This is a genomic window from Thermostilla marina, from assembly GCF_054657455.1.
Map to the genome: position 1 here is coordinate 3492911 of NZ_BAAHYR010000001.1, position 20089 is coordinate 3512999.

Annotated in this window: 18 protein-coding genes; 10 read left to right on the forward strand and 8 right to left on the reverse strand. The window is 58.8% G+C overall.

The genetic code is table 11. The features are described 5' to 3' along the window. Both ACYQ2I_RS12800 and ACYQ2I_RS12805 read right to left on the reverse strand, forming a co-directional pair. Positions 1–1209 (reverse strand): glycosyltransferase family 4 protein, encoded by a 1209-nt coding sequence (locus tag ACYQ2I_RS12800; RefSeq protein WP_460167411.1) that lies wholly within the window; start codon positions 1207–1209, stop codon positions 1–3. 37 nt (positions 1210–1246) lie between these two features. After that, a complete protein-coding gene (locus ACYQ2I_RS12805) occupies positions 1247–2653 on the reverse strand; it encodes an undecaprenyl-phosphate glucose phosphotransferase (protein ID WP_460167412.1) in 1407 nt (468 codons plus the stop codon). 375 nt (positions 2654–3028) lie between these two features. Between ACYQ2I_RS12805 and ACYQ2I_RS12810 the strand changes: the two genes are divergently transcribed. The 4 genes from ACYQ2I_RS12810 (at position 3029) to ACYQ2I_RS12825 (ending at position 5664) form a co-directional block, all read left to right on the forward strand. Continuing rightward, positions 3029–3826, forward strand: a complete 798-nt coding sequence (locus tag ACYQ2I_RS12810; RefSeq protein WP_460167413.1) for a PIG-L deacetylase family protein — start codon at positions 3029–3031, stop codon at positions 3824–3826. A 145-nt stretch (positions 3827–3971) separates the two neighbouring features. Next, a complete protein-coding gene (locus tag ACYQ2I_RS12815) occupies positions 3972–4700 on the forward strand; it encodes a hypothetical protein (RefSeq protein ID WP_460167414.1) in 729 nt (242 codons plus the stop codon). A gap of 159 nt (positions 4701–4859) precedes the next feature. Continuing rightward, positions 4860–5282, forward strand: a complete 423-nt coding sequence (locus tag ACYQ2I_RS12820; RefSeq protein ID WP_460167415.1) for a response regulator transcription factor — start codon at positions 4860–4862, stop codon at positions 5280–5282. A 166-nt stretch (positions 5283–5448) separates the two neighbouring features. Next, positions 5449–5664, forward strand: a complete 216-nt coding sequence (locus ACYQ2I_RS12825) for a winged helix-turn-helix domain-containing protein (RefSeq protein WP_460167416.1) — start codon at positions 5449–5451, stop codon at positions 5662–5664. A 199-nt stretch (positions 5665–5863) separates the two neighbouring features. On the opposite strand, the gene ACYQ2I_RS12830 is transcribed toward ACYQ2I_RS12825, so the two are convergent. Continuing rightward, entirely contained in the window at positions 5864–6388 is a 525-nt protein-coding gene (locus tag ACYQ2I_RS12830; protein ID WP_460167417.1) for a hypothetical protein, read from the reverse strand. A 348-nt stretch (positions 6389–6736) separates the two neighbouring features. On the opposite strand from ACYQ2I_RS12830, the gene ACYQ2I_RS12835 reads away from it, so the two are divergent. After that, the gene (locus tag ACYQ2I_RS12835; RefSeq protein ID WP_460167418.1) at positions 6737–7669 is read left to right on the forward strand and encodes a sugar phosphate isomerase family; all 933 of its coding nucleotides are present in this window, start codon (positions 6737–6739) and stop codon (positions 7667–7669) included. 168 nt (positions 7670–7837) lie between these two features. On the opposite strand, the gene ACYQ2I_RS12840 is transcribed toward ACYQ2I_RS12835, so the two are convergent. After that, positions 7838–8374 (reverse strand): ferritin, encoded by a 537-nt coding sequence (locus tag ACYQ2I_RS12840; protein ID WP_460167419.1) that lies wholly within the window; start codon positions 8372–8374, stop codon positions 7838–7840. 452 nt (positions 8375–8826) lie between these two features. On the opposite strand from ACYQ2I_RS12840, the gene ACYQ2I_RS12845 reads away from it, so the two are divergent. Further along, positions 8827–10110, forward strand: coding sequence for a glucose-1-phosphate adenylyltransferase (locus tag ACYQ2I_RS12845; RefSeq protein ID WP_460167420.1), 1284 nt, complete (start codon positions 8827–8829; stop codon positions 10108–10110). Between the two features lie 133 nt (positions 10111–10243). On the opposite strand, the gene ACYQ2I_RS12850 is transcribed toward ACYQ2I_RS12845, so the two are convergent. Together ACYQ2I_RS12850 and ACYQ2I_RS12855 are read right to left on the reverse strand one after the other, a co-directional pair. Beyond that, entirely contained in the window at positions 10244–11824 is a 1581-nt protein-coding gene (locus ACYQ2I_RS12850; protein ID WP_460167421.1) for an Nramp family divalent metal transporter, read from the reverse strand. A gap of 172 nt (positions 11825–11996) precedes the next feature. Next, positions 11997–12473, reverse strand: coding sequence for a hypothetical protein (locus ACYQ2I_RS12855; RefSeq protein ID WP_460167422.1), 477 nt, complete (start codon positions 12471–12473; stop codon positions 11997–11999). A 612-nt stretch (positions 12474–13085) separates the two neighbouring features. Here ACYQ2I_RS12855 and ACYQ2I_RS12860 point away from each other — a divergent pair. Further along, on the forward strand, positions 13086–13559 hold the full coding sequence (locus ACYQ2I_RS12860; RefSeq protein ID WP_460167423.1) for a desulfoferrodoxin: 474 nt from the start codon (positions 13086–13088) through the stop codon (positions 13557–13559). Positions 13560–13816: 257 nt separating this feature from the next. Here ACYQ2I_RS12860 and ACYQ2I_RS12865 read toward each other — a convergent pair whose 3' ends face one another. Both ACYQ2I_RS12865 and ACYQ2I_RS12870 read right to left on the reverse strand, forming a co-directional pair. Next, entirely contained in the window at positions 13817–14401 is a 585-nt protein-coding gene (locus ACYQ2I_RS12865) for a keratin-like protein (RefSeq protein WP_460167424.1), read from the reverse strand. 465 nt (positions 14402–14866) lie between these two features. Beyond that, positions 14867–15493, reverse strand: a complete 627-nt coding sequence (locus tag ACYQ2I_RS12870) for a hypothetical protein (protein ID WP_460167425.1) — start codon at positions 15491–15493, stop codon at positions 14867–14869. Positions 15494–15828: 335 nt separating this feature from the next. Between ACYQ2I_RS12870 and ACYQ2I_RS12875 the strand changes: the two genes are divergently transcribed. The 3 genes from ACYQ2I_RS12875 (at position 15829) to ACYQ2I_RS12885 (ending at position 19826) form a co-directional block, all read left to right on the forward strand. After that, complete coding sequence (locus ACYQ2I_RS12875) at positions 15829–17445, forward strand: hypothetical protein (protein WP_460167426.1); 1617 nt, start codon at positions 15829–15831, stop codon at positions 17443–17445. A 241-nt stretch (positions 17446–17686) separates the two neighbouring features. After that, the gene (locus tag ACYQ2I_RS12880) at positions 17687–18376 is read left to right on the forward strand and encodes a 3-keto-disaccharide hydrolase (RefSeq protein WP_460167427.1); all 690 of its coding nucleotides are present in this window, start codon (positions 17687–17689) and stop codon (positions 18374–18376) included. 97 nt (positions 18377–18473) lie between these two features. Further along, on the forward strand, positions 18474–19826 hold the full coding sequence (locus ACYQ2I_RS12885) for a Gfo/Idh/MocA family protein (protein ID WP_460167428.1): 1353 nt from the start codon (positions 18474–18476) through the stop codon (positions 19824–19826). Positions 19827–20089: the final 263 nt, after the last annotated feature.

Consider the following 20089-nt stretch of genomic DNA (forward strand, 5'->3'; position numbering starts at 1 on the left):
CTACTCACGGCTCGACGTCACAATTTGCGAACGGCAGAGTGAATCGTACACCGCCGCCGTGCCGCGCGCCATGCTTCGATCGGAATATTGATCGCGCTGCCGTTCAAACGCGGCTCGCCGCATGGATTGATAGTCGTGTTTGCCGCTCATCAACGCCTCGAGCTGTGAAACCAAGTCATCGACCGATCCCGGCTCGACCAGAAGCCCCTCACGGCCGTGCCGGACCACTTCCGGAATCCCCTCGACCTTCGACGCAACCACGGGAATGCCGGCCGCCATCGCCTCGAGCACGACCATCGGCAGCCCTTCACCGAAAAGGCTGGGCAACACGAAGACGTCCATCTCCCGAAATCGGCCGGCCACATCCGATGTAAAGCCGGTCCACTCGACGGCATCGGTGATCCCCAGGCGATCCGCCAATCCCCGCAATGAGGCCTCGTACGCCGGCGACACAAACGGTCCGACTGCCAAAAGCCGGGTATCGTGCCCCGCCAGCCGCAGCCGTTGGACGGCTTCAAGAAGAACTTCCGTTCCTTTGCGGGGACGAAACAGTGCCACCGTTCCAATCGTCCATGCTCCCGAAGGCCGTTCTCGCTGCGTCAATGCCTCTCCCGCCGGCACACCGTTCGGCACGACGACGACACGGCACCGCGACGATTCTGCCCAAGCCATGTGGTGCGCCAAGCTTTTCGACACGGTGATCACCGCCGAAGCTCGTCGCAATGCCCACCGCTCCATCGCAGCCGAAAGAAGGTTCCGAAGGCGGTGCGTCGAATCGCGCGCCGCAGGGCTGTGAACGTGGTACACCAGCGGAAGGCCCGTCTTGCGAGCGACTGCCGCGGCAATCATCAAACTGCGAGGCGTGTGCGCATGAATCAACCGATATCCCGCCGACTGAACCAAATCGACGACTGCCTTTACGGGGCGCATGTCGAAACGGTGCTTCATCGGCATCTCGAACGCCGCTGACTGCGTGTACTTGCGTCGCTTGGGAAAAAGATCGGGCCGGAGACAAACAAAATCGACGCGGTAACCGAACTCGCCCAATCGTGCCGCGAGCAAATCCTGAACACGTTCTGCGCCGGAGTAATACTCACCGTTGATGACGTGCAGGACGGACAGAACGTCGCGCTCATCCGAATGGTCGGTCGCTTCGACGCTGCGACTTGAGCCGGGCGATTCATTCAACCTTGGGAGTACCGGCGGCATCGTGAGCTCCTGATGCAACGAACGCAAGGGGTATGCGTCAATAGGCGTTTTCCTGTTTCCACACCACAAACAAGGTGCGCAGCAAGATCTTGATATCCAGCCACAAAGACCATTCCCGGATGTATCGCAAGTCGTACTCGACCCTGCGCCGCATCTTGTCGACGGTATCCGTTTCACCGCGCAATCCGTTCACTTGAGCCAACCCGGTAATTCCGGGCCGCACTTTGTGACGCAGCATGTATCCCTGGATGATCGTGCGATACTCCTCGTTGTGCACATTGGCGTGCGGTCGGGGGCCGACCAACGACATCGTGCCCTGCAACACGTTGAACAGTTGCGGCAGTTCGTCGAGGGAGGTTTTCCGCAAGAAGGCGCCGATCTTCGTTACGCGAGGATCGCCCTTGGTCGCTTGTCGCACTTGCGTGCCGTCTTCGCAAACCCGCATCGTGCGAAATTTCCACACCCAGATTTCGCGTCCGTCGAGTCCGTACCGTCGCTGGCGGAAGAACACCGGCCCCGGGGACGATAGCTTTACCAGTGCGGCGATGATCGCCATCGGCAAAGCGAACACGGCCAATGCCGCCAATGCCAACACGACGTCCAACGATCGCTTCACCAAGCCGTCGATGCCGTAGAACGGGTTTTCGTACACACTGACGACCGGCAAGCCGCCCACGTTCGTCCAACGCGAATGCAACAACTCGAAAACGAAAAAGTCCGGAACGATATACACCGAAGCGGTCGTATCACTCAGACGTTCGAGGATGTCGCGAATCCGGTTTTCCGCCCGCATTGGAAAGGTGATGTAGATCATATCCACCTGATTATTGCGGGCGTGCTCGACCAACTCGGCGATGTCACCAATCTTTCTGCCCAAGTGTTCGGGCACGGCCTCTGTTCGGGACTCGGGGCGGTCGTCGTAGTACCCCAACAGCGTCATCCCCAAATCGGGCGACTCTTCCAAGGCTTCAACCAACCGGAAGGCCAATGAGTTGATTCCCACCACGGCGTAACGGCGCGTGTTGTATCCTCTTGCACGCAAGTAGCGCAACACGTACCGAATCGCCGAACGAAACACGATCATCGCAAGCGGTGTTGCCGTAAACCACACCCACGGATAGCCGTTCGGATACCGATCGACGAAATCGAATAGATACGCGATCGTCACAAGAAACGGCAACGTGCAGATCCACGTCCACACGGCGCACAGTAATTCGCGTTCGAGCGAAATCCCCCGCCAGTTCCGGTACAGTCCGCTGATCTCGGCCACGAAGTGAAACACCAAGATCGAGGCCACACCCGAAAGCAGATAGCGTTCGTCGAACGATCCGAACACCCAGCTCGCCGCCGCCACACCGATCAACACGGCGGTACCATCCACGAACCGGTAGACAAGTTCTCGCACCGACCAGTATTGGTAAATGCGTCGCGGTGCCGGGGCCATGGCCTTCCTTCCCTCCGTCTGTCCGAAGCAGGCATCGTCATTGATGCTTTTTTTGAACCGTCAAGAAAAGGTAGCTCAAACAACAGACCGAAAGAGGTCCTTCTCAGGATGTTCATCCCATTGGATAGATTTCTGCGAAACCAGCGGGCGACCAGCCGCGTGGAATATCGGCCCACCTCCCGGCCCGGTTTTGCCCCCGAACCCGCGACACCCCCTCGATTTGGTGGATCCCTGCTGCTCTTTGGTGTGTTTATACTAGGTAACAATTGAAAGGATTGGGACGATTTGTCCGCGCGTTTCCCTACCGGTCTAAATTGCGGCCGGCGGAACCATCCTTCCTTCGATGTTTCCTGTTTCGTGGATCTGAGAGCCGCAATGTCGCCAATTCCCAACACAAGACGAATCGCCCTGAGTTTCATGGCCCATCCCGACGACGCCGAGTTTACGTGCGCCGGCACGTTGATGCGATTGGCCGAACAGGGATGGGAAATCCATATCGCTAGCCTCACTCCCGGGGACTGCGGAACGACGACCGAGACACCGTGGGACATCGCATCGCGTCGTACGCAGGAGGCGCAACGAGCCGCCGCAATTCTCGGAGCCCAATACCACTGTCTCGACGAACGCGACGGATTCGTCGTGTACGACAAACCGACGTTGCGCAAGGCAGTCGATCTGTTTCGCCGAATCGGCCCCGGGATCGTTTTCACCCACGCGCTGCGTGACTACATGATGGACCACGAAATGACGGCCGCCCTGGCCCGCGCGGCGGCGTTCCTGTTCGCCGCTCCGAATGCCTCGGCGTTTCCGGTGCCGCCCCAGGCAGCCGTCCCGTACCTGTACTACTGCGACCCGCCGGAAGGGCTCGATCCGTACGGTAAACCGATTCGACCGACCGTCGTCGTCGACATCGGCGACTACCTGGATCGCAAAGGCGAAATGCTGGCCTGTCACGCGAGCCAACGTGAATGGTTGCTGGCTCATCACGGCATCGATGAGTACATCGAGTCGATGCGGCGTCAAGCGATTGCACGGGGCCGAGAGGTCGGCGTGCAAGCAGCCGAGGCGTTTGTCCAACATCGAGGTCATGCTTTCCCGCGAGACGACTTGTTGGCCACCCTATTTCCGCCGGCCGACGACCGGTCGATAACACCACGTTCCCCAAGCGAATAACTTTTTGTGACAGACTTCGTGATGACTACGTTCCTCAACGTCGATCCGACGTTCGTAGTTCGAGCCGCGGGCATCGAAAATCGAGCGTCCCTGACCGATCGATGCTCAGAAACGTGGTTCCAAGCCACAGGGAGTCGTTTGCGCGATGGCAATACACTTTCGGTGCGAGAATTGCGGCAAGAACTACGCCGTCAAAGATTCGTTGGCGGGCCGTCGCGCCGAATGCCGATGCGGCGCCGAATTACAGATTCCCATCCCTTTCGCGGCGACAGAGGACGACGACGGCGGCGGCGAAGGTTCACCCTCGGAATCGATTCCCTTGTGGGAGGACGGCGACTCGATCGAGGCCGACGTCCTCGACCCGCGCGTCGCTGCCGCGCGTTCTCCCTCCGGCAAGGCCCGGGAAATTCCTCCATTCGAATTCGTCGTGGGCCAGGCCGAGCGAAAGAAAGCCGTAACCGCCATCGTCTACGGAAGTTTCGTTACGTTGGTGACCGCGAGCGTGCCGCTCTTGGTCGGGATGGTCATACCGTCGCCTTGCTGTGTTCTTTCTATGGGCGCGGCAACGTTGCTTTCGGTCTTGGGAGGGGTGCTACTGATCGTCGGCGGCATCCAGGTGCTAAAACAGAATTTTCTGGGCGTCAGCCTGATCGGCATGGGGGCCGCGGGAATCGCCGCCATCCCCGGCGCAAGCGCCGCGATAATGTTCTTTTGGCACCTGTTTTCGTTCGAGCTTCGAGGCATTATCCAAGCCGTGACCATGGCCGCCGTCTTTATGGGCGTTCCAATCTGGCTCGGCCTATGGGCGTACCGGCTCGAACGTCGGCGCCGAGAACATTATCGAGCATTCACCGAGCCCCCTGGAGTGGCGTAACACTTGGTCACTCTTGCGTTTTGCCAATTCAATCTTCGTATCACACCATCATGCACATGGTCCTTGATCCGGCCGGTAGTACGAACACGATCCGTTCTCGCCGGTCGGCTTCCGCGCTTTGTTGGTCGGGAATCTCCTCTAGCGAAGAAGAGGTGCATCGTGGCTAAACGACACACCAAGCAGAACACCGCACGGGCCAAGAAGGCGACACCCAAGCGCAGCAAGGCCTCTCGCTCCCGACAATCACCCAAGAAAGCCAAGGTAACGGCGCGGCTCAAAAAGGCGGCCCCGTCGAAATCGGGCACTGTACCGCGCCGGAAGAGTCAGGCCCTTTCTCCTCGCGAAAAGGAGGTCATTCGCCTGGTCAGTCTGGGATGTTCCGTCAAAGAGGCTGCGGCCATCCTGGGAATCTCCCCCAGCACGGTCGACAATCACAAGTACAGCGCAATGCACAAGTTGGGCACGAACAAACTCGCGCTTGTCACGCGACTGGCAATCAAGAAGCGGATCACCAAACTCAACGATCGGCTCACTCCCGAAGAAAAAGAACGCAGCGGCCGAGGCGAAGACGGCTGGAATTGACCCGCCGACTGCGCCGGACATCCGGTATCTGATGAATCCAGACCAGAATTTACCCCCCCCGCTGGTGGCATTGTTTTTGTTTTGACCGTTTTGTTTATCCGCTATACTTCGGTAGACGTCTCGACAACCTTGGCCGACCGGCTCGCTGCCTCGTAAAGGTGAAATCATGCCGGAAGAAACGTACGTCAACCGAATCGGGGAAACCGCCGGTGCCGTGTGGCACGCTCTCCGGGACGAAGGGGCTATGTCGATGACCGCCGTCGTAAAGGCGGTGAATCGGCCGCGAGACCTCGTCATGCAGGCCATCGGCTGGCTGGCTCGTGAGGGCAAACTGCGAATCACCGAAGAGGGACGCAGCCGCACGGTATCTCTCATCGATTAGCAATGGCCCGCGGGCAACAAAAAAGATCATGACAAGCCGTTCCGTCGACCTGTCATGATCTTCATCCTGAGAATATGGGACGCTTTGTCCCGCCCTCCCGATAGGTCTGGTACTCTTGTATCGGACGTCCCGGCTTCCTGCTTAAGCTGGATTTTCATTCCCCCCAAAATATCACTACTCTGATGGGGGGCGCGTGCCGCTAGAAGGATCGCGACTCATCGGGCCGCGGCAGTCGACGCACTCGTGCTTCGGCCGACAGCTCCAATGAGGGGAATCGAATCTTCGTCTCGATCTTCGGCGCGCTTTCCGGTCCGTTTTCAGCGGGAGTCGGACTGGGCGAAACATCATCCTGTGTCTCCGGGCGCACCGGCAGTTCTTGGGGGACGGCCTCGCACGCCGTGCATCCCTCGTGCACTCGCGGCGCGGGCACACAGCGAGGAGAAGCCGACAGGCACGGCGCACACGAACGGCACTTGCCGCAATGAGGACGCCAACAATCGGTTCGCTTCTGCGCACAATACCCGTCCCAAATGTGATCGGCACAGCTCGGTGTGTGCTCACAGCAGCCGGGCACCAACATGCTGCCGTAACCGGAAAAAGATCCCGGTGCGGCCCCTAATTGTCCGTACCAAGCATTGCCGCCGCAGGTAGGACATCCGGCCCATACTTGCCCGGCAATGAACGTCATCGCCACGGCCGTCAAAAGCAAGGAGACATTCCGCATCGTTATTCCCCCAATATGGTGGACATCCGGTGAGTTCCGTGCGCTTTCAGTGTTTGTTTTTACATCGAGTCGAATGGTGAAGTTCTCAACGCAGGCGACACGCCATCGTCGGTATCGACGTCTCGGCCCGCCGGTCCCGAAATCGATTATCGGTGGAAGCGCAATCGCTCCCGTCGACATGACTCTCACGATCGGCATGAGCGTTCTCTCCGCATAACTCGTCGGTCCCAACGAGTCGGCATCTCAAGGCTGCATCGAATTTGCTTGCCTCGACCGGATGTGCTCTTGCACAATAAACGCACCGTGAGTACCCGTCGCCCGCCGATCCACGATTCCTGGAGAACACCCATGGCCCGTCCGATCAGTAAAGTTGCCGCCGACTGGTGGGACTACACGACGCTCGACCGTGAAATCTTGCGCGACGCCGCACGTTTGACCGTCCGCCAGGTAGAACGACTCAGCCGACCAGGATTCAAGGTCGTCATGTACGACACACTGGAGGAGTTCTATTTGGCCGAAGCGCTCGAATACATCGACGCGTGGCGGCAGTCGACAGCGGACAACCCGTGCGGCATCTGCGGGCCGATCGGGCCGACCGAGCAATTGCCGTTGGTCGCTCGCCTTGTCAACGACTTGGACTTGAATGTTCGTGACGGCCATTTCTGGGGCATGGATGAATGGGTCGATGATTCGGGGACGCCGGTACCTCTCGATCATCCTTTGAGCTTCGCCCGGGCCGATCTCGAATTGTGCTTCCACCGAATCAAGAAGCGGCTTCAACTCCCAAAGGATCATCTCCACTTCCCGATCGGCGATCTGCACCCATATTCGAAGACGTTCGACGATATTCGGTGCATCGTCATGCAAGGAGGACAAGGCGACGTCAAGCACTGGGCGTTCAACGATCCGCCGAAGCGACGCGGCAAGTGGAAGGACGTACCGCCTCCGCCCGAAGAATATCGCAAACTCAAGACACGAGTGACCGATCTCCACCCGATGACGATCATGCAGAATGCCCGCACATCAGGCGGCGGACAACTGGATCTCGTCCCCACGCGCGCAGCGACCGTCGGTCCTCACGAAACGTGGAAGGCCGAAAAGGTCTCGATCTGGCAGGCCGGCATGCACGACAACCCGTTCGGCATGCGGCTGACCGCTTTGATGATTTCGAAACACATCGTCGATACGTCTGTACCGATGTCGCTTCTGGCCGATCACCCGAACGTGCAATTCAATTTCTATCGCCCCGCGCTGGCACCGGTCACGACGGAAATGCACTAAACGCCTGCTCTTGCCGGAGACGCCCTTCAACCGCCGTCGATCCGGCGGCTCTCGACAAGAAACACCCAACCGCGTCATCGAACGGAAAACCCGTCGACGACGCGGTTCGGGCGGATGCAGTCTTGTACGTCGGATTCTCGATGCGAACGTCAGAGCTTCAGGAGATCCTCAGGCCGCTCCACCGTCGGCACCACCGTCTAATCCCGGCGGCGGAACGAACGTCCGCTTCGCCAGTTCGCGATCGATGAAGAACAAGGCGGCCGGATTATCACCGATCATCTTCAACTGCTGCACGATCTCGTCGACCGAGGCTTCCTCCTCCACCTGTTCGTCGACGAACCAACGGAGAAAGCTTTCGGTAGCGGGATCGTTCTCTTCCCGGGCGATCTTCACCAGCTCATGGATGCGGCTGCTAATGTACTGCTCGTGCGCAAATGCCGCCTCGAACAAGGCCAACGGGCTGTCCCAGGTTTGCTGCGGCTTCTCGATCCCCTGAAGCTCGATCGTGCCGCGCCGCTCCATGATGTAGTTGAAGAATTTCAAGACGTGGGCGTTTTCTTCCTGCACCTGGATCATCATCCAGTGTGCCATGCCCGGCAGATTCATTGTTTGGCAATGGGCCGCCATTGAAAGGTACAAATACGAAGAAAAATACTCGGCATTGATCTGATCGTTCAACGCCTTGGCCATTCGTTCGCTAAGCATCGTTTTCTCCCATCCGGAAACCGAACCTCAGGGCAAGCACAACCGACCGACAAACGACCTTCTCTTCGGCCGCCGTCAAGGCATCCGTGAATGTAAATCATACGCTTCCCGGCCTGTGGGACAAGCCGTCCGGACGAAAGGATCACCGCCTGGAGGAGCTCGAAACGGCGGGCCGATCGCCGGGACATTTCAGCCAACGCCCCTTGGCCCAATCTTGCCGTCGCCGACAATAAAGGCCCCGCCTTCCCGCGTTTGTCGGCAACCGTTTCCTAACATTCCGTCTTGAGCCGCCCGTTTGTCCCGTTCGTTTTCAATACCCGGCGGTTGTTGTACACTCTTAGGGTGCTCCTCCGGTGGTACTCGCGTGAAGCAGTTTCCAACCGGTGATTTTTCGTGAGCTGCCGTTTCCTTTCGATGCTTCCGGGAGAGATCCTTTTCACACGAGCTTGGCCATGAAGAACGTGATTGCATTGGTATTAGGGGGCGGTCGCGGAACGCGGCTTTACCCGTTGACGAAAGTTCGCTCGAAACCTGCCGTGCCCATCGGGGGGAAATATCGCCTGATCGACGTTCCGCTCTCCAACTGCATCAACAGCGGTGTGAAGCGGGTCTATGTGCTGACGCAGTTCAATTCGGTGAGTTTGCATCGACACATCCGCGCCACGTACAACTTCGATCCGTTCAGCCGCGGATTCGTGGAGATTCTGGCCGCGCAACAAACACTCACCCGCGCCGATTGGTACCAAGGTACGGCCGACGCCGTCCGACAAAACCTGAACTATCTGAAACGTCCCGACGTCGATTACATCTTGATCCTTTCCGGCGATCAGCTTTACCGCATGGACTTTCGCGAAATGATCGAAACGCATCGGCAAGCAAAGGCCGATGTTACGATCGCGTCGGTCCCGGTCACGTCGGATGTCGCTTCGGCTTTGGGAATCATGCGGGTCGACGAATCGGGGAAAGTCGTCGGTTTTTGCGAAAAACCGCAGACGCAAGAGGCTCTCGATTCTGTTCGCGTGGATCCTGCGTGGATCGACCGCCACGGCATCGAAAGCCGCGGCCGAGACTGCCTGGCCAGCATGGGAATCTACCTGTTCAATCGAGAAGTGTTGGTCGATCTGCTTGAAAAGACCGATTACCAAGACTTCGGCAAAGAAGTATTCCCCAGCTCAATCGAATCTCACCACGTCCAGTTGCACCTGTTCGACGGCTACTGGGAAGACATCGGAACGATCCGTGCGTTTTACGAGGCCAATTTGAGCCTTGCGAGGCCCAATGGACCGTTCTCGTTAGGCACGCCCGACGCTCCCTTGTACACACGCCCGCGATTCTTGCCGCCGTCGCGCTTCGATCGAGCCACCGTCCGTGACAGCTTGATCGCCGACGGTTGCATCATCGCCGATGGTGCGGTCGTCGAAAACAGCGTGATCGGGCTTCGTTGCTTTATCGGCCCCAACTCGGTGATCCGCAATTCGATCGTCATGGGAGCCGACTACTTTGAAACCAGCGAGCGTCCCCGAACGCTCGAACTGGGAGCGCCGCCGGTCGGCATCGGCGCGAACTGCCTGATCGAAAACGCGATCATCGACAAGAACTGCCGAATCGGCACCGATGTGCGTATCGCGAATACCACGGGAACGACCGACACAGAGGAATGCGAAACGCACATGATTCGCGACGGGATCATCGTCGTCCCCAAAGACACCATCCTCCCCGACGGTTGGGCTCTCTAAAGAAACACGACCGTCGCCACCGCATGTGATGCGATCCTTGTAGCCTTGATTACAAAGCGGCCCGTTGTCGACCGTCGACAATGGGCCGTTCATCGTTTTGCTTAAGCGTACTCCGGTGATTGCAGCGTCGGTGCTATTTGAACAGCGTAAAATACGCTCCGGCCACACCGGCGACCAACAAACCGGCACTCGACAGCCATAAGCACGCGTCCCAAACGACGCTCGGTCGCAGCCGCGGGTCGCAACGTCGATAACGGAAGTAAAGTGCCGCACCGGCCAACATCGGCAACATGATCGCCTGCATAACGCCGCTGGCCAAGATGAGCTGTACAGGCCGTCGAATGAGCAGCAATGTCGCCATCGCAAACAAGGGCAAAATAATCGCATACGCACGCACCCAGGCAGCACGTGCTCGGTCCCCCATCGGTTTTCCACGAAATACCTCGACGGCATCGGCGGCCACGCGGGTGTGTCCTGCGTTCGCCGAGAAGAACGTCGAATACAAAACCGCCACAGCCCCGAACAGGAAGAACCACTTCGTCCACGCACCGAATAAGGGAACGTACATCTCGGCCAACATTTCGATCATTTCGGCTCCCGCCGGCACCAACCCTTCACGATGCAAGACGGCTGCCCCCAACAGGTAAAAAGCCAATGTCGCAAACGTGTAAATGACCATTGAGCCGAAGGCGTCGATTCGCATGATCCGCATCCAGCCGCGGGCGCGTTCGGCCCACTCGCGGCTTTCGTCTCGCGGACCGGTATATCCCGCGTAGCCCTTTTCCAAACACCAATAGGGATACGTGATCAACTCGTTGGTACCCATTCCGATGATCCCGAACGTAGCCAAAGCGGTGGCCAGCGGATTCAACTTGCCGACGGCCGGAGGCAAACGGAACGCCAATCCCGATGCGATCTCGTGCCAGCCAACGGCCCATTCCGGTTGTAGCTGGATCGCCGCCACGCAGAAAACCGTTACCACCGTGAAGGCGACGACCAAAGCCGTGCACACGTGTTGGATGAGCGCGTACCTTCCGACAACCAACAGCACAATCGTGATCAGACACAACAAACAGGCCCACACGACGTCGTCGGTCATACCGTATCCCGGCTGCCCGTAGTCGGGCCGCGGACGCCCCATTTTGCGTTGGACTTCCGAAGCGAATTCGCCACCGGAAAAGCCGGCTTCGGTGAGCGACTTTTCGATCCTAGCCTTCTCGGCGTCCCAGGCGTCTTGATCTTTCATCAATTGCACGAAGCTGCCGTCGATAGGCACGGCCATCGCCAGCGCCTGGCCGACACCGTGGGCAATGCCGCCCAACTGGGCGAGGCTGACAATGAACATCACCAGCCAATACCACAAGACCCAGTTCACGCGTAGTCGCGGGCCGGGCAGCTCGTTCAAAGCAGCCAGGGTCGGTTGTCCCGCGACGACCGCGTATCGGCCCAATTCGACCTGGACGAACACCTTGATCACGCAGCCGATCAGGATCAGCCACAACAGAGTGAAGCCCGCCTCGGCGCCGGTGCGGGTTGTGGCGATCAGCTCCCCCGACCCGACGACGGCTGCCGCGATGATCATTCCGGGACCGAGTCGACGCGCGATCCCCCAAACATCTCGCGGCGGATCTTCTTCACGACCGGAGCTGCGTCGCTCGACCAGCAGCTCGCTTCTCGTAGAACGGTACCCGTCGTCCTGCGACGTGCTTCCCATCCCAGGCCCTCGCCTTCATTCCGGCTGATGTCGTTGAAACGCCGACGCAAACGCCGTTTGCGTGTCGCCATTGTGTGTTGCCGAAGAAAGCTGTGCAACCAAATAGAAAACCGCGTGCAGAGAATCCACTCTCGGCACGCGGCGCACCTCTTGCTGTTCAGCGTCGTATAGGTCAGCGAACGACGGGACGCGAAACGGTCTTGGCGGACCAACCGTCGCTTGTAGTCGGTTTCGAAGCCACGGTCGCGGCGCTGTCCGAAGATTCTGTCGGTTCGTCCACCCGCCGATCCGTAATCGAAATGATGTGTTCCGGCGGCACGCCGAAATCAATCTCCGGGGCTTGCAACCGAGGTGTCGGTACGACACGTCCAGGCAGGGGGCTGCGGGCCTGCATGTCGAGCGGTACCTCTCCTTGGGACTCCTCGATAATGATCTCTTCCGATGCGGTTTGCTCGACCATGGCGTCGGCAGGCGCAAAGGCCGAACCGGCACGCGATCGGGAATGACCGGCTTGCGATCCGCACTGCGTACATTGCGCATGCATCTCCGTCGGTCCGGTGTAATCGTACGGCGAGGCACACATCCGGCATCCGGTCAGCCCGACGAGTGCGAGCAGTCCGCCCAATACCGCGAATGTTCGTGCGAACATACTTTCCTCTTTCAGCGTGTCAAAAAGCACGGCCGGTGGACATCTCGACAAACAGACACAATGTCTGCCGGTAGTTATGTCGGCAGTACAACCCGCACAATCCGAATATTTTTTCTACTCTGCGCGCAAATCTGCCCGCTTGGACTTTTCGACATGAAACCGGCGCTCGAACGGCATCTCCCATTTAAAACTTTGGCCAAACTGTCCAACTTGCCGCTCCCTCCGCGGGAGACTTTCAGGGGGTCCACAGACGCCCGATCACCCCTCTATCGAGGACAAAAACGGTGCTATCCGGACGAGAACATCAAGATTGCCGGCATGGCCCCCAATTTCCCCCTAAAGGGAATTTGCCCATCACGAAACGGCTGCATACAATCTGCCGACTTACAATCGGTTCCTCACCAATTCCCACGGGTCCATGACCGATCCGGCTCCGATTCGACGAAAACACGAGGCGGGCGAAGCATACCCCGCCCCCTGCCGGTAATCGTCAAGGGAGTCGGTTCACCGACCCGCAAATCCACACAGGTGGCGGTTGTTGTTCTCCCGCTTGTAAGCCGGGAATCACTTTGTTTCGTTCCGTTGATGCTACGTAAAGCAGAGGGTGTCTCCATGAAGCGTCGTCATTTCCTTGCTGCGGCCGGAGCGGCTACCGCCGGGTTCGTCGCGACCGGTTCGTCGAACGTCCGGGCCGAAGACCGTCCGGCTGAAAAGCGCTTACAGGTTTATGTGTGCGAAGAGTGCGGGGCCATCGTCGAGGTCGTCGAACCCGGCCCGCCCACGTTGGTTCATTGCGGCAAACCGATGAAGCTCTTGGAAGAGCAGACAACCGGCGAAGGTGCGGCGAAACACGTCCCCGTGATCGAGAAGATCGAGGGCGGCTACAAGGTCAAAGTCGGCTCGATTCCGCACCCCATGACCCGTACCCATTACATCGGCTGGGTCGATTTCTATGCCGACGGCCAGACCCATCGCCAGTACTTGCCTGTCGAAGGGGCCCCTGAAGCGGTATTCAAAGTCGATGCGTCCAAAGAAATCTCTGCCCGCGCGTACTGCAACCTGCACGGGCTGTGGAAAAGCGTCTGATTCGGCGACCGTCCCTTACCCCGGACGTCGGACTGAACTCGAAATATAGTGCGGACGTGAACCGTCGCGGTTCCGTCCGCTTTCTTTTTTGGGCATTCCGATAACTCAAGGCGTCTCGTTCCAGTAATCATCCCGCGCAATAATAAAGCCGATCCGCTCATTGCGAACGGATCGGCTTGGACTTTTTCTGATTCTTACGCTTCACGTCGGAGGCAACAGGGCCACTCCTCCGCCGAAAGCTGAGAATTTCTTACCGGTCACTCACAAGCGGGCTCGCAGGCCGGTTCGCAAGCGGGCTCGCAGCAAGCCTTCTTCGCGGCGCACTTCGCACGAATGCGGGCCAACAGGCCGACGCGTTCGCAGCAAGCAGGCTCGCAAGCCGGTTCACAAGCTTCTTCGACGGGTTCGCAAGCAGGCTCTTCGCAGGCCGGTTCGCAAGCGGGCTCGCAGCAAGCCTTCTTCGCGGCGCACTTCGCACGAATGCGGGCCAACAGGCCGACGCGTTCGCAGCAAGCAGGCTCGCAAGCCGGTTCGCAAGCTTCTTCGACGGGTTCGCAAGCAGGCTCTTCGCAGGCCGGTTCGCAAGCGGGCTCGCAGCAAGCCTTCTTCGCGGCGCACTTCGCACGAATGCGGGCCAACAGGCCGACGCGTTCGCAGCAAGCAGGCTCACAAGCCGGTTCGCAAGCTTCTTCGACGGGTTCGCAAGCAGGTTGCTCGCAAGCGGGAGCACAAGCCGGTTCACAGCAAGCCGACTTTCCCTTGAAAATGCCAGCGTCGGCGGCCAGCGCGACACCGAGCACCACGGCCAACGCGGCGACGCTCGAAACTACGATGCGGTTCATTCGACGTTCCTCCAAACTGATAGGGACCGTAGCGTACAATCGATCCAAACAAATAGCCGTTCGACAATCCTCTGAGACTTCCCCCCAACCGGCGGCCAACAGGCGGGAAGCCGCCTACTCGCACCACACCTCCTAAGAATCCCAGCCAGCGCCCTGTCCTAAATTGAGTAGGCCGGGAAAGGAATGCGGTTCAGGTTATCCAGAACGATAAACTAGCAAGGATAAGCCGTTTGTCAAGAGTCTGGCGGGCAAAATGGGTCATCTGTTACATATACGAAAGACTTGACGTCTTCTCGGTCGGCAGTCCACATAGACGGGATTGCGCAGTGAAACGGCCCTATGTCCGGATCGCCTCCCATCGTCACCACCTTTCTGATCGCATGCCATACAAAAAGGCATCGGCCGAAATCAACCGATGCCTACGCCCTCATATTTGTCTAGCCCCCCGAGTCGAGGGGCTCTCGATCAGCGGGTTTCCGGTGCCGATTCGCCAGTGTCCGGCGTCTGGGCTGTGCGAACGGCCCCTGTGACGCGTTGGCGTTCCGCCATCGCGCGACGTTCGATTTCCAGCGCCAATTGCTGGTATTTCCGCATGGTTTCTTCCATATCTTCGAAGTTCAACAACAAAGGCGGTTCGCCGGGGAAAACTTCAGCCGCCATTCCGGCAATACGCCAGCCTTCCGACTCTTTCCGCAGCATCCACACGATCTGGTCGGATCGCGGCTTCCCGGTGTCGTCCAAGTCGGTCCATATGCTGGCGACGCGGGCGCCGTCAGGCGGAAGGAGTTCGACTTCGCCGACTTCGTACTTGGCCGTATCGCTTCCCTTGGGGCCCAGGTTGAAGCCCATTTTGCCGATCTGTTCCCGGGCCTGACTGCTCAACAAGGCGGTCACTTTTTCGTCGTCGCCGGTCCGAATCGCCTCCATGAATTCTCGTGCGGCAGCGGCAGGACTGGTTTTCGATGTCTCGTTTGCCGCGGGGTCGGCTTGCTGACCACTCTCCGTGGGGTTTGCCGAATCCCCTTTCGAGCATCCCATCACCAAAGCCGTCAACAGCAATCCGCACACACCGAATCGTGCCAAGCGTACCATTGAATATCCTCCCTGAACACGTTTTCTGCGCTTCGTATCTCGGTTCGCGCCGTCGCCCTGGATTCTTCTGGTCGAGACGTTTTCGCCAACAGAATCGGTCACGCAGTGTCGCAATATCAGCGTGATCGGTCAAGCGAGATTTCGCCCCCATTAGGGAAGGGCAAAGACGCAACATCGCAGATCCCCCCCGAAAGTGTCAGCCTATTAATTCATCGAGCCCCCACAAAATTCGTCGGGGCGTGCGTTCCGCCGAATCGCCGACTAAAATGCAACCGCGTCGACCGGTTCTTCCTGCCTCCCCACCAAGTCTTTTTCTTTCCCATGAGAGGTCGTCGATGAATCCGCGAACCATCGTCGCGTTGATGTCTTTGCTCTGTGTGTTCGATACGGCAAGTCTCCTTGCGGACGATTTGCTGCCTATCGAGACCGTCGAGCTCGGCAACCGCCAAGAGTTCCGGGTCAACGGTCGACCGTTCATTCCGATCATGATTTGGTTGCAACCGGCCGAAAACTTTGAGACCGCGCGGCGATGCGGCATCAACACGGTCGCCGGATACTGGCCGGGATCGAGCGGAACGAAAGACGTCACCGAGTACGTCTCTCTCGTGAAAGACGCCGGGCTATACGCGGTCGTACCGTTCTCTCCCGACCTTCGAGGGAACGATCACGTGCTGGGCTACATCCATGGTGACGAACCGGACCTGCCACACCAAGTAAGCGACGCTGAAGTCATCCCTGCCGAGAACCTGCGGCTGAATCCGAAAGCGCCCTTGTGGAAACTCGTCGATGGAGTGGAGACGTCGTGGTCCGTTCTCGATCCTCTCGCAGGTGCGCGCGTGACCATTCGCCCTGCCGAGCCATCCGAAATTGTCGAAGTCGGCGTTTCACTCACGGTTTCCACCGGCCTGAGTGTCGCGAAAGAAATCGTGTGGTCCAGCGGCGGACGCGAGCTCGTGCGACAATCGTTGGCACCGAAAAAAGGCATTCAAACGGTCCGTCTGCCCAAACCCGTCCGTGTTGAAGAGTTGACCTTCGAGATTGTTCGCGTCGACGAGGGTGCCAATGTTTGGGGATCGCTGGGAGAGGTCGTCGCCAAGAACGAAGCCGGCGTGAACGTGCTCGAGTCGCCGCCGCACAACGTACCGCGTGCCGCCCCAGACAAGGTGCTCGAAGAATACCGGCGAATCAAAGAAGGCGATCCCTCGCGGCCGGTGTTCGTCACCTTCACGGGCTATTTCCATCCGCATTTCGGCAAGTGGGACGACGCGGAACGGTCGTCGCTCTATCGTGCGTATATTCAAGCGGCCGACGTGGTGGGATATGACATCTATCCCATCTACGGGTGGAACAAGCCGGAATGGATCGAGTTGGTTTACGGGGCGACCGGCATGCTTCGCGAGCTTGCGGCTCCACGGCCTGTGTACGCCTGGATCGAAACAAGCAAAGGCGGCCAATACACAGGACCGTTGGAACGCCAAAAAGAGGTCACGCCCCGGCATATCCGCGCCGAAGTGTGGATGGCACTTTGTAACGGCGCGAGGGCGATCGGCTACTTCACCCATGTGTGGCAACCCTCGTACAAGCAATTCGGGGTTCCGCCCCAAAACCAGCAAGCGTTAGCCGAAATCAACGCACAAATCACGCGACTGACCGACGCTTTGACGGCGTCGCCTTTCGTCGGCATCACGACACAAACCGAGGACGATACGCGGGTCGCCGTTCAGGCAACGGAAACGGCAAGCGTGTGGTACGTGTTCGCGGTCAATTACGACCACCGCGAACGCGCCACGACGGTTCACTTCCGATTTCCGAAATCAACGCCGTGGCACGAATCGACAACGATCACAGTCGTCGACGAAGCACGAACCATCCCGTGTCGAAACGGTGAATTCGAAGACCACTTTGGAGCATTCGACGTTCACATCTATCGGATTCCCAAACCGGCAAACTGACGAGAACACCTCGTGTCGCCGTCGGGCAACCGGGAAGTTTTCGGCTTCTCGCATGTCAAAGGGCATCGCCGGTTTGCGCAATTTGTAGTTGGTTGCGTTGCCGTTTGCGGCAGATTATCTTGCTCAAGAAGTCGTTCGTCATCGACTCGTCGAGGCGAACACCGTTTGGGGGGTTGTGGCCGAGGCGGCCTTTCCGCTCCGGCAGGATATGAACTGTGTCTTTTGCCGAAAGGTGCTTTCCATGAGTCGTTACGCGATGAGTCTTTCCCTCGTGTTTTGCCTGGTTGTCGGCGCGTCGTTACAGTCCGCCGAGCCGCCCAAGGGACATCCCGACAGCAGCGATTGGGACGATGTGTTCGCGGCGGATCTCTCCAACGCCGTTTATCCGGAAGGCGTCTGGTCATTCGACGACGGAATTCTGACCGCCACCAAAGACGAAGCCATTTGGACAAGCCGTGAATACGAGGATTTCGTGTTGGACCTCGAGTTCAAGACCGCCGAGGGTACCAACAGCGGCGTCATCGTCCATTGCAGCGACATCAAGAACTGGATTCCGAACTCGGTCGAAATCCAAATCGCCGACGACTACGCCGAAAAATGGGCGAATGCCCCGGCCACATGGCATTGCGCCGCGATCTTCGGACATCTGGCCCCGAAAAAATCGGCCGTCAAAAAGCCCGGGGAATGGAACCGGATGACGATCACCTGCAAAGGCAGCCTGATTTACGTCGTCCTCAACGGCGAACTCGTCACCATGATGGACATGCGGAAATGGACCTCGGCCAAGACGAATCCCGACGGCAGTGAGATTCCGCCGTGGCTCAACCGCCCGGTTGCCGAACTACCCCTGAAAGGCCGCATCGGCTTCCAGGGAAAACATGCCGGGGCACCGATCTACTTCCGCAATCTCAAGATCCGCGAGCTGAATTGACCCGGTTCGCGCATCTTCACAAAGATACGCCCCGACTCTCCGCTCCGAGCGAGATCGAGTCGGGGCATCGTTTCGCTCACACAGGAGGACGGTTCCCATGAAGCGACGTCGATTCTTGAAAACGGCAGTAGCCGGACTTGCCGGCGTTTCGATGCTCCGCGGGATCGGTACGGCCTGGGCGGCCGAGCCGGTCAAGCGTGTGGCCTTGATCGGTTCCGGCTGGTACGGCAAGAGCGCGCTGTTGCGGTTCATCCAGGTGGCCCCGGTCGAGGTCGTCGGGCTGTGTGATGTCGATCGCAAGATGCTCGACGATGCCGTCGAATTGGTTGCGTCGCGGCAAGAATCGGGAAAGCGTCCTCCGGCCTATCACGATTTCCGGCAAATGTTGTCCGAACAACGGCCCGAAATCGTCCTTGTTTCGACGCCCGATCACTGGCATGCCTTGGCGATGATCGAAGCGGTCAAGGCAGGCGCCGACGTCTACGAAGAAAAGCCCGTCAGCGTCGACGTCGTAGAAGGCCAGGCGATGCTGGCGGCGGCACGCAAGTATGGACGCGTCGTCCAAGTGAACACGCAACGACGAAGTACGCCGCACCTGATCGAGGCTCGCGATCGCGTGATCCGCGAAGGTTTATTGGGCAAGGTCGGGCATGTGGAGATGTATTGTTACTACCACATGCGGGCGAGGGGAAATCCGCCGAATTCACCTCCCCCGCCCCACTTGGATTGGGACATGTGGAGCGGACCGGCACCGCTGCGTCCCTACAACGAACTCATTCATCCGCGTCGTTGGCGTTCCTTCAAAGAGTACGGCAACGGCATTTTGGGTGACATGTGCATCCACATGCTCGACACCGTTCGTTGGATGCTCGATTTGAAATGGCCGAAGCGGATTTCTTCCCACGGCGGCATCTTCGTCGACAAGACGAGCATTGCCAATGTGCCCGACACGCAAACGGCCGTTTTCGAATTCGACGATCTGACGGCCGTTTGGCAACACCGCACGTGGGGGCATCCGGTCGATCCCGATTATCCGTGGGGTGCCACGCTCTACGGCGAAAAGGGAACCCTCAAGATCAGCGTTCACCGATACGACTTTCAGCCCTACGGTAACGGCACACCGCTTCACGGCGATGTGTTGTACGAGCTTGAGGAATACCCGGAAGACAAGACCGAAAAGGATTTGGAAAAGCACGTCGCCCCTGCGATGCGGCGTCATATTCGCAACTTTCTGGACAACGTCGCCAGCCGCGGTCGGCCGGTGGCTGACATCGAAGAGGGCTTCATCTCGAGTGCAAGTTGTATCTTGGCCAATCTGTCGTTGGAACTCGGGCGATCCCTGACATGGGACGCCGAACGCCAGCAGGTCGTCGGCGACGAAGAGGCAAATGCCCGGCTGGCACGTCCCTATCGCGAACCGTGGGTTCATCCCACGCCCGCGAACGTGTGATCAGGTGAATGGCCCCAAGGGAGCCAGGAAAACGCCGAAGCGGCAATCGGCCCGGTGTCATTTTCGGGACACCGGGTCGGTGCTGCATTCATCGCCTGCACATTCACCACACGTCGATCGCGGCGAATCGTTCAGCGACGGAGCCGCCGGACCGAGCGAAATCAGGCGTGTCCCCACCGCGGGACACTGCTCGCACCCCGAACAACAGACAGCCCCCGGGGTTCGCTTCGGCAGGAACAAACGCCGTACAAGATATACGCCCG

What these genes read in the sequence shown, in the direction of transcription:
- ACYQ2I_RS12850 (WP_460167421.1), bottom strand. Translation starts at nt 11,824, where the DNA reads ATGGGAAGCACGTCGCAGGACGACGGGTACCGTTCTACGAGAAGCGAG.
- ACYQ2I_RS12800 (WP_460167411.1), bottom strand. Translation starts at nt 1,209, where the DNA reads ATGCCGCCGGTACTCCCAAGGTTGAATGAATCGCCCGGCTCAAGTCGC.
- ACYQ2I_RS12875 (WP_460167426.1), top strand. Translation starts at nt 15,829, where the DNA reads ATGAATCCGCGAACCATCGTCGCGTTGATGTCTTTGCTCTGTGTGTTC.
- ACYQ2I_RS12885 (WP_460167428.1), top strand. Translation starts at nt 18,474, where the DNA reads ATGAAGCGACGTCGATTCTTGAAAACGGCAGTAGCCGGACTTGCCGGC.
- ACYQ2I_RS12810 (WP_460167413.1), top strand. Translation starts at nt 3,029, where the DNA reads ATGTCGCCAATTCCCAACACAAGACGAATCGCCCTGAGTTTCATGGCC.
- ACYQ2I_RS12840 (WP_460167419.1), bottom strand. Translation starts at nt 8,374, where the DNA reads ATGCTTAGCGAACGAATGGCCAAGGCGTTGAACGATCAGATCAATGCC.
- ACYQ2I_RS12870 (WP_460167425.1), bottom strand. Translation starts at nt 15,493, where the DNA reads ATGGTACGCTTGGCACGATTCGGTGTGTGCGGATTGCTGTTGACGGCT.
- ACYQ2I_RS12830 (WP_460167417.1), bottom strand. Translation starts at nt 6,388, where the DNA reads ATGCGGAATGTCTCCTTGCTTTTGACGGCCGTGGCGATGACGTTCATT.
- ACYQ2I_RS12805 (WP_460167412.1), bottom strand. Translation starts at nt 2,653, where the DNA reads ATGGCCCCGGCACCGCGACGCATTTACCAATACTGGTCGGTGCGAGAA.
- ACYQ2I_RS12815 (WP_460167414.1), top strand. Translation starts at nt 3,972, where the DNA reads ATGGCAATACACTTTCGGTGCGAGAATTGCGGCAAGAACTACGCCGTC.
- ACYQ2I_RS12880 (WP_460167427.1), top strand. Translation starts at nt 17,687, where the DNA reads ATGAGTCGTTACGCGATGAGTCTTTCCCTCGTGTTTTGCCTGGTTGTC.
- ACYQ2I_RS12835 (WP_460167418.1), top strand. Translation starts at nt 6,737, where the DNA reads ATGGCCCGTCCGATCAGTAAAGTTGCCGCCGACTGGTGGGACTACACG.
- ACYQ2I_RS12845 (WP_460167420.1), top strand. Translation starts at nt 8,827, where the DNA reads ATGAAGAACGTGATTGCATTGGTATTAGGGGGCGGTCGCGGAACGCGG.
- ACYQ2I_RS12860 (WP_460167423.1), top strand. Translation starts at nt 13,086, where the DNA reads ATGAAGCGTCGTCATTTCCTTGCTGCGGCCGGAGCGGCTACCGCCGGG.
- ACYQ2I_RS12865 (WP_460167424.1), bottom strand. Translation starts at nt 14,401, where the DNA reads ATGAACCGCATCGTAGTTTCGAGCGTCGCCGCGTTGGCCGTGGTGCTC.
- ACYQ2I_RS12855 (WP_460167422.1), bottom strand. Translation starts at nt 12,473, where the DNA reads ATGTTCGCACGAACATTCGCGGTATTGGGCGGACTGCTCGCACTCGTC.
- ACYQ2I_RS12825 (WP_460167416.1), top strand. Translation starts at nt 5,449, where the DNA reads ATGCCGGAAGAAACGTACGTCAACCGAATCGGGGAAACCGCCGGTGCC.